The 15,070-nt window shown below is 61.2% G+C and carries 16 protein-coding genes; 13 read left to right on the top strand and 3 right to left on the bottom strand.

Annotation, left to right across the window (positions count from 1 at the left end; all coding sequences use genetic code 11):
- Positions 1–468: 468 nt before the first annotated feature.
- The 3 genes from ACWHYV_RS07355 to ACWHYV_RS07345 form a co-directional block, all read right to left on the bottom strand.
- Positions 469–1,515: a cysteine hydrolase family protein gene (locus ACWHYV_RS07355; protein WP_447980000.1), complete on the bottom strand. Its 1,047-nt coding sequence runs from the start codon at positions 1,513–1,515 to the stop codon at positions 469–471.
- Positions 1,516–1,586: 71 nt separating this feature from the next.
- Positions 1,587–2,144 (bottom strand): c-type cytochrome, encoded by a 558-nt coding sequence (locus tag ACWHYV_RS07350; RefSeq protein WP_447979999.1) that lies wholly within the window; start codon positions 2,142–2,144, stop codon positions 1,587–1,589.
- Between the two features lie 36 nt (positions 2,145–2,180).
- Positions 2,181–2,699, bottom strand: a complete 519-nt coding sequence (locus ACWHYV_RS07345) for a hypothetical protein (protein ID WP_447979998.1) — start codon at positions 2,697–2,699, stop codon at positions 2,181–2,183.
- Positions 2,700–3,750: 1,051 nt separating this feature from the next.
- Here ACWHYV_RS07345 and ACWHYV_RS07340 point away from each other — a divergent pair.
- The 13 genes from ACWHYV_RS07340 to soxC all read left to right on the top strand — a co-directional run bounded on the left by ACWHYV_RS07340 (position 3,751) and on the right by soxC (position 15,054).
- Positions 3,751–6,648, top strand: a complete 2,898-nt coding sequence (locus tag ACWHYV_RS07340; RefSeq protein ID WP_447979997.1) for a cbb3-type cytochrome c oxidase subunit I — start codon at positions 3,751–3,753, stop codon at positions 6,646–6,648.
- Entirely contained in the window at positions 6,620–6,823 is a 204-nt protein-coding gene (locus tag ACWHYV_RS07335) for a cbb3-type cytochrome c oxidase N-terminal domain-containing protein (protein WP_447979996.1), read from the top strand. Before ACWHYV_RS07340 ends, ACWHYV_RS07335 begins: the two co-directional genes overlap by 29 nt.
- 91 nt (positions 6,824–6,914) lie before the next feature.
- On the top strand, positions 6,915–7,229 hold the full coding sequence (locus tag ACWHYV_RS07330; RefSeq protein ID WP_447979995.1) for a c-type cytochrome: 315 nt from the start codon (positions 6,915–6,917) through the stop codon (positions 7,227–7,229).
- 41 nt (positions 7,230–7,270) lie between these two features.
- Complete coding sequence (locus ACWHYV_RS07325) at positions 7,271–7,903, top strand: HdeD family acid-resistance protein (RefSeq protein ID WP_447979994.1); 633 nt, start codon at positions 7,271–7,273, stop codon at positions 7,901–7,903.
- A 33-nt stretch (positions 7,904–7,936) separates the two neighbouring features.
- On the top strand, positions 7,937–8,503 hold the full coding sequence (locus ACWHYV_RS07320; RefSeq protein WP_447979993.1) for an NADPH-dependent FMN reductase: 567 nt from the start codon (positions 7,937–7,939) through the stop codon (positions 8,501–8,503).
- Positions 8,504–8,523: 20 nt separating this feature from the next.
- A complete protein-coding gene (locus ACWHYV_RS07315; protein ID WP_447979992.1) occupies positions 8,524–8,856 on the top strand; it encodes a c-type cytochrome in 333 nt (110 codons plus the stop codon).
- 12 nt (positions 8,857–8,868) lie between these two features.
- Entirely contained in the window at positions 8,869–9,750 is an 882-nt protein-coding gene (locus ACWHYV_RS07310; RefSeq protein ID WP_447979991.1) for a hypothetical protein, read from the top strand.
- 20 nt (positions 9,751–9,770) lie between these two features.
- Positions 9,771–11,318 carry an FAD-binding oxidoreductase gene (locus tag ACWHYV_RS07305; RefSeq protein WP_447979990.1) on the top strand — a complete coding sequence of 516 codons (1,548 nt, stop codon included), beginning with the start codon at positions 9,771–9,773 and terminating at the stop codon, positions 11,316–11,318.
- 16 nt (positions 11,319–11,334) lie between these two features.
- Positions 11,335–11,835, top strand: coding sequence for a sugar O-acetyltransferase (locus ACWHYV_RS07300; protein ID WP_447979989.1), 501 nt, complete (start codon positions 11,335–11,337; stop codon positions 11,833–11,835).
- 32 nt (positions 11,836–11,867) lie between these two features.
- Positions 11,868–12,299 (top strand): DoxX family protein, encoded by a 432-nt coding sequence (locus ACWHYV_RS07295; RefSeq protein ID WP_447979988.1) that lies wholly within the window; start codon positions 11,868–11,870, stop codon positions 12,297–12,299.
- Between the two features lie 77 nt (positions 12,300–12,376).
- On the top strand, positions 12,377–12,958 hold the full coding sequence (locus ACWHYV_RS07290) for an NADPH-dependent F420 reductase (protein ID WP_447979987.1): 582 nt from the start codon (positions 12,377–12,379) through the stop codon (positions 12,956–12,958).
- Positions 12,959–13,081: 123 nt separating this feature from the next.
- A complete protein-coding gene (locus tag ACWHYV_RS07285) occupies positions 13,082–13,723 on the top strand; it encodes an NAD(P)-dependent oxidoreductase (protein WP_447979986.1) in 642 nt (213 codons plus the stop codon).
- 65 nt (positions 13,724–13,788) lie between these two features.
- The gene (gene soxC / locus ACWHYV_RS07280) at positions 13,789–15,054 is read left to right on the top strand and encodes a sulfite dehydrogenase (RefSeq protein WP_447979985.1); all 1,266 of its coding nucleotides are present in this window, start codon (positions 13,789–13,791) and stop codon (positions 15,052–15,054) included.
- The last annotated feature ends 16 nt before the right edge of the window (positions 15,055–15,070 follow it).

Below are 15,070 nucleotides of genomic sequence, written 5' to 3'. Positions count from 1 at the left end.
GCCTCCGGTCACGTTCCCCTTCATCGGCTGCAGGGTTCAAAAAAAGGCGCGCCTGACCTCCTTGTCCTCTAGACTCCTTTCCACACGACGGTCGTCGTGCTCGCCGGCGCGCAAGCCCGAAGAGACCAAGGGACCGGCTCGCCGGTCAGCGCATCCCACACCGTTCCCTACTTCCGACCTTCACCAGAAGGTCGGAGCCTAGATCCATTCTAAAAAGGGACCCGACCGATCACTGTCAGGCAATGGGGACGAGGTGAGAAGGATGGTCGGAAGGGGTGAAGCTCTCAGGCGAACGCTTTCAGGTTTGAAGTCTTATGGGCGATGCTCTAGGTATCACTGCCCTCGGGATAGGTCGTCAGCGCACCCTTCATACGGGATTTTGCTTTGATCACGCGATCAGCACCTTATTCGGCTCGTGACGGCCGAACGGCGGGAGGCATCGCGGACAACGAAGTCCCCTCTCCCGCATTACTCTGCCCGTTCCTGCACCGACGCTGCGCGTGACCTGTACAATTTCTTGACGCCGCCGGCGGAGGGGCCGAGCTTTGCCGGTCGATCCGTCCGGCGCGGCGGTTCTTTCCATGGCATCTGCCCGACGACGATCTTCGGCACATTGATGAAGACCAGCGAGTCGGTCCGCTTGACGACGGCATCGAGCGGGATGAACAGGTCCTGTTGAAAGATGATGCCGCTCGGGACAACCAGGTGGCCGTCGGTCTCGGACGTTGCTTCCACCACCCGGTCCACCACGCCGATCTCACCGTCATCGGACCCTCGCACCCTGTCTCCGGCCTGCACCTTCACACCGGGAGCCACACGGGCATCCACCGCCGCGAGGAATTCGTCCACCGTCATCACGGCGTTCGCGACCAGCGGATAATTGATCCGGATGGACGCTTCGTAGGCGAGCACGCTTTCCGCCCCGACGGCATCCGAGATGAAGGTCACGTCATAGCCCCGCTCCATGGCATGCCGGCCGGTGGATTCACAACAGAGGTTGGCCGTCATGCCCGCGATCACCAGGTGCGTCGTCCCGAGCCGCCGGAGGTGCTCGGGCAAATCCGTTTCGAACACGTCGATGCCTTTATGCGGCAGGAGGACGATCTCGTCTTCCCGGGGCCTCAGGTCGGGGTGAAAGTCGGCGCCCCAGCTCCCCGCCAAGAACATTTTCTGCTCGAACATGATCCGGTTGATGCCGCTCCGCTGCTGGAGCGCCTTGTCCGCGTAATCCTCCTCGACGTAGGCCATCGGCCCGAAGAGAACGGGAATCCGACGGTTGCGCGCGCCCTCGATCAGCCGCTTCAAGTTGGCGACGACCTCGTTCATCGTCACCGTGGTCTTGACCAAGTCCCAGCCGGCACCGCCCTCTGAAAGGAAATCGTTGACGGGATCGACGACGAGCAGGACGGTTCGGTCGCGGGGAAAGATCGGCGTCGGTTCCTCCTTCGGCAAATACTCGACCGTGCTCGCGCCCGACTCGTTCACTCCGGCTTTCAGACCCTCGTGCGTCGTCATGGTGTCCTCCGTCTTCTCCCGGTCCGGCCGCGGGGCCGGCTCATGTTGCCTGGTCGGCGACCCGGATGACGTTAGTGCTCATGGTCGTGGCCGTCGGCCGGCGGCGGCGTCTCGGGTAGCCCGGCCTCCTTGAGCAGGGCCTCGTACTGCTCGGGTCGCACGGCCGGGAGATGCCGGATGAATGCGACCAGAGACCAGAGGTCCTCATCCTTGTGGGTCTTCCCAAACGCCGGCATCCCGGTCATGCGAATGCCGTTCTTGATGATCCAAAAGAGCTCGCCCTCATCCCGCCGTTGCGTCCGCTGGGCGTCCAACTTCGGCGGCTGGGGGTTGAGCCCCTGCCGGATGGGGGTCGGTTCCTCTCCCGGGGCTCCGTGGCAGACACGGCACATATCGTGGTACGAGCGCAATCCGGCCTTGATCCGCTCGCGATCATCCAGTCGAGGAGCTTGGTGGTCATCGCTCCGGACGGCGATGGACCGATCGCGCACCGTCGCAAACAGCCACTGCACGATCTCGGTGTGCGGGATGGCCGCCGAGACGTTATAGGCGCCCGCCGAGATGAGCAGCGCTCCCGTCATTCCTGCCAGGACTAGAAAGAGGAGAATGGAAACCACGATCCTGAGCATGACCCACCCACACCTTGAATCACGGCTGGCACGGCGTCACGCGGCTCTCTCCGACCGGAGCGCCTTGGCCCGGCTCTCGCTCTCGGAAGGCAAGAAGGCCGGATAGCTCCCCAACGTGCCGCCGAAGATCACATGGAGCATGGCAAATTGCAGATACGGCATCTCGGCCATGACGGGGTTGACGATCGGGAGCACGGCGAACTGCATGACCACCCAGATGGCGAGGCCATAGGCGATCCCCCAGCCGATCGCCGGACCATAGGACCAGCGTCCTCCCCACAGCGCAAAAATGACGCCGAACATGATGGCCGTTGCGAAATGAATCATCATCCCCACCATGACCGGCATCATCTGAAACCCGGGGTCTTGGACCGTTGATTGTCCCAGCAACGTGACGGAAATCTTCTTGACGGGCATCCAAAACCCTTGGCCCGTCATCATCGACATCATCATCGAGACCATCGCCATGGCGACGCCGGCTAGAAGGCCCGCCAGGACTCCGGCGTAGACAGCGTCCCCGACGTTGACGTGCTTCCGTGCAAAGTACTGGTTCATCACTCCACCTCCTCTTCGATCTTACCGAGGCCATCACGGCTGCAGGTGTCAGCCGCGTTCGGACACTCTTCGTGCCTGCCCTCGAGGCCAACTGCGTTCTACGATATGCGTCGGACACCGGCGTGTTCTGTGATGCACATCACAGCGCGTACCCCTGCCATGGCTTACACTGCTCGTGCTCGCCGAGATAGAGTCTGGTACACCAAGAGCCGCGACACGTGCTCGCCACACGTGCACCTCTCGATTGGTCGATGACAAACGCCGATGTTCTGGCGTCAAAGAACCCCGCGCGGAGAGCGGCCTGTAGGCGGAGGGCTTGGGTGAGAGCCTATCGTGTCGGGGACGAGTCTATCGAAGCGGGCGAAGCGGGGACGAGTCCGACCAGGTTGACGTCGGGCACGGCCGGGGAGGTGAAGAAGGCCCCGGCGCCCGAGGCGCTCAAAAATGTCGATCCCACTACTGGCGCACGTGGGCATCGGGGAGTTCGTGAGCTGAGGCGACACCTACGATCCGCTGTGTCCGAGCTCCTCCGCTGCCCGATTCCACCAAATGCTGCCGCGAGGACGCTTCAGATCGACCAAGGAACTGAAGAATCTATGTGAAGGAAAAGCACGGCGTAGTGATTCAGAGGCCGCCGTTTGTGTTTTGAAAAAGAATTTGCAGGTATTAATACCCTGATTAACGGGACAGAAGCTCTCCTGACACCGGTCAGCATACTCAAGGACGCGATACATCTCATTTGTTGAGCGTTTCTGACTGTACTCCGTGCGTTTCTCCGTTCCCGCATTGCCGTCCTCACCGGTCATTGGTTCATGCGTCGGCTGAGAGACCCGGCAAACCGCTCCGACATCTTTTTACGCTACGCGCTGATTAAGGGTGAGACCGCGGAGATGTAGCCTCGCTCAACTACCCTGACCCGACAGAGGCAGCCCAACCCGCTCATAACGTGTTCATCCGGAGAGCAGCTCGTGGAGACGACGATGAGATTAGGACCTGTCGCTTCTTTCTGAAACAAGGGAGCCAGGACCCTCCCCGACGAGTTGGTGGATGGATGGCAGACACAGACTTGACCAATAAACCGCTCGTCAAAGCCTGGGCCTGGTGGGCGCTGGTATGGCTCACCGTGTTCCCGCTGGTTGGGATCCTGGTCTCGATCCAATTCCACAATCCCGAATTTTTGGGCGGGCTCTCCTGGTTCACCTTCGGGCGGCTGCGCGCGGTGCACTTGGACGGCGTGCTCTTCGGCTCGTTCACGACGGCGTTCTTTGCGCTCCTCTATTACTTTGTTCCCCGCCTCTGTGGGACTCCGCTGTACCAAGTCGAATGGGGATGGTGGCTGCTCTGGACCTGGAACGCCTTTCTGGTGCTCGGCTCCTTGTCGCTCTTTCTCGGATACACGAGCGGTGTGGAATACGCCGAGTTCACGTGGCCCGTGAACATCCTGCGCTATGTCGTGATCGCCGGCGTGGCGATTCAAGTGATCGGCACGATCGTTCGCCGACGAGCACCGCGCTTCTACGTCTCCTTGTGGTATACGCTCGCCGCCGCGGTCTGGACGTTCCTCAACCTGCCCTTGGGGGGCCTACTCGTCTCGTACGGCCCGATCGCCGGCGTCAACAGTGCGGCGATGCATGGCCTGTACATGCACAACCTCGTCGGGCTGTGGATTACGCCTGCCGGACTGGCGACGATTTATTATTTTCTTCCGCTGAGCGCGAAGAACCCCCTCTATAGTCACAAACTCTCGTTGCTGGGATTCTGGACGCTCGCGCTCTTCTATCCCCTGACCGGCACGCATCATTACATTTACAGTCCCATCCCGCATTGGACGCAGACATTCGCGATCGTCCACAGCATGTGGATGATCATTCCCGTCTTCACCGTCATCGTGAATTTTTTCGGTACCATGCTGGGACGATGGGGCGCGGTCTTGGGAGGAGGGGGAGCGGACAACTACGCCGCGAAATTTCTCATGGTGGGCGTGGTCGCCTACCTCATCGGCAGCGTTCAGGGCTCGATCGAATCCTTGCACCGCTTTCAGCAATTGACCCACTTCAACGATTTCGTCGTCGGTCATGCCCATTTGACGGTCTTTGGCGCGATGATCCTGTGGGTCGTCGGAGGGCTGTACTACGTCTGGCCACGGTTGACCGGCAGACAGCTTTGGAGCGATCGCCTCGCGAGCTGGCACCTCTGGCTCACGATCGTGGGTTTTACCACGATGGTTCTTGGGCTGACGGCGCAAGGCTTTATCCAAGGCGCGATGCTGGAAAACGGCGCCGACTTCGTCGATTCGGTCAAAGAGATGCTGCCGTGGTGGGTGGCTCGAACGATCGTCGGCACGATGATGGATGTGGCGCTCGCGCTCATGGCGTTCAATTTCTATAAAACCTTCCGTGAAGGGCAGCCGATCGAAGCGGAGGACCGCGAGCCACTGCCGAAAGTGACTCAACCGATCGCCATGGCGCCGAGCAAGAGTTGGCTGGAGAACCCGTCGATGGTCGGCCTCGTCGGTGGCGTCCTCTTTTTCATCGGCGCCGTCTTCCTCCTGGGCGGCCTCCCGTGGCTTCAAGCTGCGACGCGCTCGACCACCGTCTCGGATGTCGTCACGGGTCTGCCTGTGCAGGTGGCTGAGTATTCGCCGCTCGAGGAGCGAGGTCGGCAGGTCTACCTACGCGACGGCTGTTGGCAATGCCATTCGCAATTCATTCGGCCCGTGACGGGAGAGACGTGGCGATGGGGGCCGGTCTCACAGATCGGCGAGTACGCCTACGACCGGCCACACGTCTTCAGCACCCGGCGCATCGGTCCGGATCTGGCGCGCGTCGGGCGGAAGTATGGCGACGATTGGCACATCGCCCATCTCTGGAACCCGCAGGACCTCGTGCCTGATTCCATCATGCCGCGCTTCCCCTGGCTCTTTGCGTTGAGCCAAGACGGCGGACGACCGCCGCTGAACGAGGATGGCAAGGCGCTCATCGCCTATCTTCAGCGACTCGGCACCCCGATCGGCGATTGGCTCGAGAGCTGGTCAATCGGAATCTCCGGTGCCGTAGCAATGCCTCAGACGTCACACGGTCGCGAGGAGCTCCTCTCCCTCGGCAAACAGGTCTACGAACGACGGTGTGCCGGGTGCCATGGCACCAAGGGCGACGGGAAAGGCCCGGCGGCCCGGTTTTTGACGCCCCAAGCGCGTGACTTCACCACCGGCATCTTCAAATTTCGATCGACGACCGGGAAGGATTCGCTCCCGACGGACGCGGACCTCTCTCTCGTCGTCACCCATGGGCTCTGGGGAACCTCCATGCCGTCATGGCAGACGATTTCGGACCGCGAGCGATGGGCCGTCGTACAGTACCTCAAGACGTTTTCCGATCGATGGGGGCGCGAATCCGTTGAGCAACCGATGTCGATTCCGCCTGAACCGCCCGTTACGCCGGCCTCGATTGAAAAGGGCAAAACGCTGTACGACGGCAATTGCATGATCTGTCACGGTTCGGAGGGAAAAGCCGACGGGCCCTTGGCTGCTGCCCTTCAAGACGACTGGGGCCAGCCGATCAAACCGGCCCATCTCGCGCTCCCGGCCGGGGCGCCGGGAGGCGTCAAATTGGGCCACAACGGGGTGCGGTTGTTTCAAACGATCATGGCGGGGATCGGTGGAACCCCGATGCCGCCGTTCGAGGGCAGTGTGACCTCAGAGGAGGTGTGGGACCTCGTCCATTATGTCCAATCTCTCAGAGCCTCGGCTCATGAAGCCGAGCTTGTGGCCAGAGGACTGAACGAAGAGGACCGGCCGACGGCGAGAGAGAGAATTTGGGCCGTACTGTCGAGGGCTGAGCACGATCAGAAGATGGTCATGACCGGGACATTGAACGAGGTCCATGCACACAGTATGGCTGGCCAGGATCACAGAGGAGGCGATGACAGAAGACCTGGCGCGCGCCGATGAGAGACGTCCACTGGAGTCGGAACACGAGCCTGCGGGGCCGCCGGAGATGTATGTCTATGAGCCGGCCGGAATACGGGAATACAGCGGCTCTGTCCCGATGTGGCTCAAGCTCGTTGCCTTGGGACTGATCGTTTGGGGCATTTATTACACGATCCGCTACTGGAGTGGCGATTGAAAGAGAGGCTGACGTCAACCAGGCAATTCTTCCGAGGAGGAGAACCATGAGAGCATCCTATTGGTCCGTGGCCGTGCCGACGTGCTTAATCATGACTAGTGCCTTCTGGTGTGGCGAGCCCGCGTTGGCCGCGGGGGGAGATGCGGCCAACGGGAAGGCGATCTACCAGACCAAGTGCGTCACCTGTCACGGGCCGCAGGGCAAAGGGGATGGACCACTCGGGAAGAAGCTCAAGCCGCCCGCGGGCGATTTTTCGAGCCCCGAAAGCAAGAAGAAGTCCCCGGAAGAATTGCGGCGCATCATCGAAAACGGCGTCCCCAAGACCTCGATGGTGGCGTGGAAGTCCCAGCTTTCGGCACAAGAGATCGACGATGTTCTGGCGTATGTCGAGTCCTTGAGAAAGTAGAGGAGGAAAGCTCGATCGACCACGAACAAGGAGGCACAACCATGAACCACGATGCCCCTCTCGGTCGGCGCGACCTGTTGCACAGTGGTCTCGCTTCGGTTCGAGAGAACTGGGGATGGATTCTTGCCTCTGGTGCGGCCTTTGTCATTCTGGGGACATTCGCGCTGCTGTACGCGGTGCTCACGACGCTGGCCTCGGTCTTGGTGTTCGGGGCGACGCTCATGGTCGGGGGTCTCTTCGAGGCGGTTCATGCCTTCAAGATCGATCGGTGGGGCGGGTTCGTCCTCGAGCTGCTGATGGGCATCCTCTACGTCGTGGTTGGTGGATTGCTGCTCTTCAACCCTGGAGTCGGCGCCTTGTCCCTGACGCTCCTGATCGCGGCCTTCTTTCTGGCGAGCGCGGTCTTCCGCATTGTTGCCGCTTCGGCGCTGCGGCCTCCGCAATGGGGATGGCTCGTCGTCAGCGGCGTGGTCACGCTGCTGCTCGGCATTCTGATCCTGGCGGAGTGGCCCGTATCCGGGCTGTGGGTGATCGGCCTCTTCGTCGGCATCGACATGATCTTCAGCGGCACGTGGCTGACCATGCTGGCCCTGGCGGCGCGACGGCTCCCTACCACCCAGGAAGAGACGCTCGTCTCCTCCGCACCAAGGCGAGAGATGGGACAGGCCGGGTGAACGGTGGCTGACGGCACAGAAAAGGAGCATGAGATGAGCGAGACGATCAGCATACTCGGCATCGCAGGCAGTCTTCGCAAAGAGTCGTACAACCGAGCTGCGCTACGAGCGGCGGTTGGGCTCGTACCTCCCGGCAGCACGTTGGAGATCGTTGAGCTCGACGGCATCCCGCCCTACAACCAGGATCACGAGCATCAACCGCCGCCATCGGTGCGGACGGTCAAAGCCAAAGTCTCGGCCGCCGACGCGATTCTCATTGTCACCCCGGAATACAACTACTCCGTCCCCGGCGTGCTGAAGAATGCCATCGACTGGGCCTCACGCCCCTACGGCGACAACGCCTGGAACGGCAAACCGGTGGGAATCATGGGCGCCTCGATCGGAAACCTGGGCACAGCCCGCGCGCAATACCATCTGCGGCAGATGTTCGTCTTCTTGAACATGTTCCCACTGAACGATCCGGAAGTCATGATTGCGAATGCGACCGACAAGTTCGATGAGCAGGGCAATCTCAAGGACGCGAAGACCACTCAAAAGATCAAAGAGTTCCTCGAGGCGTTGGTGGCGTGGACGCGAAGGCTCAGGAAGGCCATGGCCTAACGCTTTGCCCAGGAGGCGACATGAACACAAGGTCGTTCACATGGGGTTCGACGCTGGGAGCGGTCGCCGGAATCGGTCTGGTAGCCGCCATGGGATGGGCGGGCTCGAAAGAGTCGCCGGACACCGGCTTCAGGTACAAGGACGGAGCGGAGGTCTACGCGAAGGTGTGCGCCTATTGCCACGAAACAAAAATAGGTCCGGCCCTTCTGGGCCGCGGGCTCGACCCTCTCTACACCAGCTTCATCGTGCGCAATGGCAACGGGGCCATGCCGGCCTTTCGGCAGTCCGAGATCGATGATCAGGCTTTGAACGAGCTCGCGGTATACGTCTCGAAACAAGCAGTCGACAAGTGAGGAGGGCAGGCCATGGACGTCGATCGACGTGGTCTGATGAAAGGCATGCTCGCGAGCGGCGCGCTCCTGGCGTTCGGTGTGCCGACAGGGGCCTTCGCCCGCTCGCCGGCGCGAACGCCCACGGACTATGTGTTGCTGCTGGGTGATCTCAATGCGGACGACGCCTTCGCGACCGGCGCGCGGGCAGCCTGCGCAGCACGAGGCTTCGAGGGACTGCGGGTCACCAAGCTGAAGGACAGTGTGTTAACCGAGACTGACATCGTGTACGGGATGGTGTCGCGATCTCGAGGAACGAGATGGATTGCCGTACTCGACGATGCCGAGGCCGTGATCTTCCAAGAAGTCATTCGGACGATCGGCGTGCGATTGTTCTCGATCGGTTCGCATGCATCGGTGGATGATGGTTCGTGTCGCATTCGTCATGACTGGCTGGTCGCCTCGCCGGTTCAGGGCGCGGCAGGGCTCTTGGCCTCGCACATGATCAAAGAGCGCATCAGTTTTTCGATCACGGAGCGCTGTCTCAAAGACCCGGGTGATGAGCGGACGTTGAAGGGTTGGGCGGCTCCAGGGTTCTCCTCCTACCGGGTAAGCCGGCCGGATGCGATGCACCTTCACTGCTCGGACCTCTCGTTGGCTGAAGGCTGTCGATGGATCGGTCTCGTCGCCGATGACGAATGGACGCCCATTCCTCCAGAGGCGTGCAGATGTGAGGCTGTGAGCTGGCGGTCAAGGAATTGGGCCGAGTCCGTCGGCTATGCGGTGACCGCCAAAGCTCTTGGGGTGGCAACAGTCGGCGAATCCTGCTCTGGCCGTGCCTTCGTCCATGACCACCCGCACGGCCACGGGCAACGGCAGCCGATGGACCGCTTTGTCTCATTCGTCCTGGATGTGTAGCCGACCGAAGGAGGAGGAGCATGGCCAGCAAATACCTCGCGCTGCCGAAGGGGGTATCAGAACAGGCGTTCGACGCTGCAGTCAAGGAGTTCCGCCAGATCTTGGGCGACGACAACGTGCTGACGGAGGCCGAACAGCTTGCGCCCTATTTGAAGACCATGATGCCGGTACACGAGGAGAAGTACGTGCCGGCCGCCGCGATGATAGCGACGACCGTGGAGCAGATCCAGAAGATCGTGGGCGTATGCAACAAATACAGGGTGCCGATTTGGACGTTCTCGACCGGCAAAAACCTCGGCTATGGAGACGCCCTCCCAGGGCAACGTGGTCAGGTGGTGCTCGATCTGCATCGCATGAACCGCATTCTCGAGGTCGATGGCGACCTGTGCTATGCGCTCGTCGAGCCGGGCGTCACCTATAAGCAGTTATACGACTACATCCAAGAACACAAGCTCGGCTTATGGCTGTCGGTGCCGGCGCCGTCCGTCATCGCCAGTCCAACGGGGAATACCTTGGACCGGGGGGTCGGATATACACCATACGGGGAGCATTTTCTCAATGCCTGCGGCATGGAAGTCGTACTCGCGAACGGTGACATCCTACGCACGGCTATGGGTGGCTTGGCGAAATCCACCACCTGGCAGGTCTTCAAGTGGGGGTACGGCCCCTACCTGGACGGAATTTTTACCCAGTCCAACTATGGGATCGTCACGAAATTCGGCTTTTGGCTTCAGCCCGCGCCGCCCGTGTACAAGCCGTTCCTCATCCAATATCCCGAGGAAGGCGACCTCGTGGAGATCGTAGAACTCATGCGGCCGCTCCGCATCAATGGCGTCATTCCGAACTCCGGGGTGATCGCGCATGCGCTTTACGAGGCTCCGTTGAAAGCCAAGCGGCGCGACTATGTATCGGGACCGGGCTCTATTTCTGACGAAGCGGTGCGCCGGCTCATCCGTGACACCAAGATGGGCATGTGGAACGTCTACGCGGCGCTCTATGGCACGAAGGAACAGGTGGACGTGAATTGGAAGATCGTCACCGACGCGTTTGGAAGGTCGGGCAAGGCCAAGTTTCTGACCGAAGACGACGTCTGCGACGATCCCGGGTTCGGCTATCGGGCCGCACTCATGCGGGGCGGAATGGACATGAGGGAATTCGGGCTGTACAACTGGCGCGGGGGCGGCGGCTCCTTATGGTTCGCGCCCGTGTCTCAAGCGCGCGGCCGCGAGACGCTCAGCCAAGTGGCGCTCGCCAAGCGCATTCTTGCCAAGTACGGATTGGACTACTGCGGGGAGTTCATCGTCGGCATGCGCGATATGCACCACATCATCGATGTGCTGTACGACCGAACGGACGCGGACATGACAAAGGCCGCCTATCAATGTTTCGATGAGCTGCTGACAGAGTTTCTGGCCGTCGGGTACGGCACCTATCGGACGAACCCGGCGTTCATGGACAAAGTCGCCGACAGCTTCGGGCCGGTTCAGCGGTCGGTGAACCGCACCTTGAAACAGGCGCTCGATCCCAACGGCATCCTGGCTCCGGGCAAATCGGGGATTTGGCTCTAGGCAGAGAAAAGGAGTCATGCATGGCATTGAGACGCGACATGATCCTTGTGGTCGTCCTGCCAATGATGATCCAGGGGTCGTTTCTGACTGTACAGGCGAACGGGACGACAATGAGCTGCTCGCCCGTTACCAAGGCACCGCGTGTGATTACGGGTACAACATCCGGCTCGGGCGGAACGCCTTCATCAACTACAACTGCGTTTTCCTCGACTGCGGCCTGATCGAGATCGGAGACAACCTCCAAATGGGACCGGCGGTACAACTGTATACCGCAGCGCATCCCTTGGAAGCCGATCTGCGGCGATCCGGGATGGCATACGCCCGCCCCATCCGCATTGGCCACGATGTATGGATCGGAGGCGGCGTGGTGATTTTGCCCGGCGTGACCATTGGAGACCAGAGCGTGGTTGGCGCAGGTAGCGTGGTGACGCGCGATATCCCTTCAGCCTGCGTCGTTGCAGGCAACCCGGCTCACATTGTCCGGATCCTGAACGACGACTCGGCTCATCATCTGTAACGTCAACGACGCCGGCACACAGGAGGTCACGCATGCCAACCTTCCTGAAACCGTTTCAACCCCAGGCGTATGCGTTGATGCGCATCGTGGCCGGCCTGTTGTTTCTATGGCACGGCACGCAGAAGCTGTTTGGGTTTCCCGGGTCTCCTCCACCGGTCCCACCGTTTGTGACCTACATTGCGGGACCGATCGAGCTGATCGGCGGCCTGCTCGTCGCCATCGGGCTCTTCGCCGGTTGGGCCGCGTTCTTCTGCAGCGGGCTCATGGCGGCGGCCTATTGGATGGCTCATGGGACGCAGGCCTTGTTCCCGATCATTAACGGCGGCGAGCTGGCGGCCCTGTATTGCTTCGTCTTTCTGTTCATCGCGGCCCACGGGTCTGGCATCTGGAGCGTGGATGCTGCGCGCGGCGAGGCCGAGATCGGCCTCAGTCGCTCCGAATCGCAGTGGCAGGCGCGTTCATGAGAGAGCGCAGCGTCAGGTTACCGAAAGAACGGCATGTGTCTAGCCCTGGAAGGTTTCTTTGAGGAAGGAGGTGCGGCATGAAGGCAAAGATTGCGGTGATCGGAACGGGGAATGTGGGCGGTGCGCTCCGCCGAGGCCTCGAGGGCGCCGGCTACGAGGTGCGGGCCGTCGGGAAGGATCCGGCACGCGTCCGTGAAACGGGCGCGTGGGGAGACATCGTCATCCTTGCAGTGCCCTACTCCGCCGTCGATGACGCGATCCGCGAGTTGGGTGACACCATCCGCGGCAAGCCTCTCGTCGACGTGACCAATGTCCTCACGGCCGATTTTCAGCTCGCCCTCGGCTTCACGACGAGCGGTGCGGAGGAGCTTCAGAAGAAGGCCTCTGCGGCCAGAGTCGTCAAGGCGTTCAACACGGTCTTCGCCGAGCACATGGCCACGGGGCACGTGAAGGGCACTGCGCTCACGCTCCTTGTGGCAGCTGACGATCAGGGTGCCAAGGACCTTGTGCTAGGCCTGGGGCGGGATATCGGATTCGACGCTGTGGATGCCGGTCCGCTCACGAATGCCCGCTGGCTCGAGACGCTGGGGTACCTGAACATCCAGCTTGGCTACGTCCTCAAGATGGGCACGCAGATCGGGTTCAAGCTCATCCATTGAAACGACCATGCTTGTCTGCCGATCGAGACGGGAACGGTGGTCCGGCTCTCCGACGCCGGCCGCCAAGAGCATCTGCGCCTTCCAGGCAGAGTACGGGGTTGAAGGGTCATGAGGAGGCGAACCATGAAGGTCGCGTTGATCGGAGCCACCGGTTTTGTCGGGTCAGCCATTTTGAAGGAAGCGTTGGATCGCGGCCATGAGGTCACAGCGATCGTCCGGCATCCTGAGAAGTTACCGTCCCACCCGAAACTCCATCCCCAAAAAGGAGACGTCTACGACGAAGAGGAAGTGGCTCGGCTGGTCGCAAGCCATGATGCCGTGATCAGCGCGTTCAATCCGGGCTGGACGGATCCTCAGCTCTACGATCACCAGGTCAAGGGGGCGCGGGCCATCATCAATGGCGTCAAGCAGGCCGGCGTGAAGCGGCTCCTGTTCGTCGGAGGCGCGGGCAGTCTGGAAGTGAAGCCGGGCGTTCAGTTGGTGGAGACGCCCGAGTTCCCGAAGGAATGGAAGCAGGGTGCGCTCGCGACTCGCGAAGCGCTGACCATGCTCCGCCAGGAGCCCACGCTCGATTGGTCCTTCCTCGCGCCCTCGGCGAACCTGGCGCCCGGGCAGCGGACGGGAAAGTTCCGGCTGGGCACGGATCAGTTGCTGGTGGACGCACAGGGACAGAGCCGCATCTCGCTCGAGGATTACGCGATGGCGATGATCGATGAAGTGGAGCAGCCCAAGCACATCAGGCAGCGGTTCACAGTGGGCTATTGAGGATCGAGATTAGACGACAATAATCAATCATGATGAAAAATTGCCGCGCTTCTCAGGAGCGTTTTATGAACCACATAGCAGAGCAAATAAATCGACGGACGTTTGTACGACAGGCGGCTTCTTTCACGGCAGCGGGAGCGGCCGCGCTTGTTCTTCCTACGCTTAAAGCTGAAGAAACGCGCTCGGATGATCCCATGCGCGTTCCCGGCGCCCTGCCGCGTCCATACGGGGAACGATCTCCGTTCGAGAAGGCCACGCGATTGGGCGGAGCAGGACCGGGAGCGCCACGAGGATGGGGGGCCAATGCCCCGGACAATTACAATTCGCTCACCCCCTTTCAGGATCTGCATGGGATCATTACCCCGTCCTCCCTGCACTTCGAGCGCCACCACAACGGCGTGCCCACGATCGATCCGGCGCGCCATCGCCTCCTCATTCATGGGCTCGTCGAGCGGCCCCTCGTCTTCACGCTCGAGGACTTGAAACGATTGCCCTCCGTCTCGCGGCTCGCCTTCATCGAATGCGCCGGCAACAGTTGGGATGGATGGGGCGAGGCGCGGGACTTCACCGTTCAGGAGACCCACGGATTGATGAGCACCAGCGAGTGGACCGGAGTCAAGCTCTCCACGCTCCTCGAGGCCACGGGCATTCGTCGAGAAGCGAGCTGGGTCTTGGCGGAGGGCTCCGACGCGGCCGGCCTCGACCGCAGCGTCCCGCTGACGGAGGACGTGTTGCGAGAAGCGATCGTGTGCTATGGTCAAAACGGCGAAGCGTTGCGGCCGGAGCAAGGCTATCCCGTGCGCCTTCTCTTGCCCGGCTATGAAGGCAACATCAATGTGAAATGGCTGCGGCGGCTGAAGCTCGGGTCGGCACCGTGGATGACCCGCTGGGAGACGGCCAAGTACACGGATTTGATGCCGGACGGGAAGGCCTATCAATTTTCTCTGGTGATGGAGGCCAAGTCCGTCGTCACCTACCCCTCGGGCCAGCGACGTCTTCAACCGGGCTTTCACGAGATCAGCGGATTGGCCTGGAGCGGCCGAGGACGGGTGGCCAAGGTCGAGGTCAGTGTCGATGGCGGCCGCACCTGGCAGTCCGCTCGTCTTCAGGAGCCGGTCCTTCCGAAGTGTCACACACGATTCCGGTTACCCTGGCGGTGGAACGGACAAGAGGCGATCTTGCAAAGTCGATGTGTCGACGAAACCGGGTATGTGCAACCCTCCCGAGAGGACCTTGTAAAGGTGCGAGGAACGAATGCTGTCTATCACTACCACGCCATTCAAAGCTGGAAGGTCGAACGCGATGGACGAGTGCGGAACATCTATGCCTAAGCGATTCCTCATCGTC

The sequence above is a fragment of the Candidatus Nitrospira bockiana genome (genome assembly GCF_965152565.1).
The sequence above is the reverse complement of the archived record's forward strand: the minus strand, read 5'-3'. Positions and strand labels throughout refer to the sequence as shown.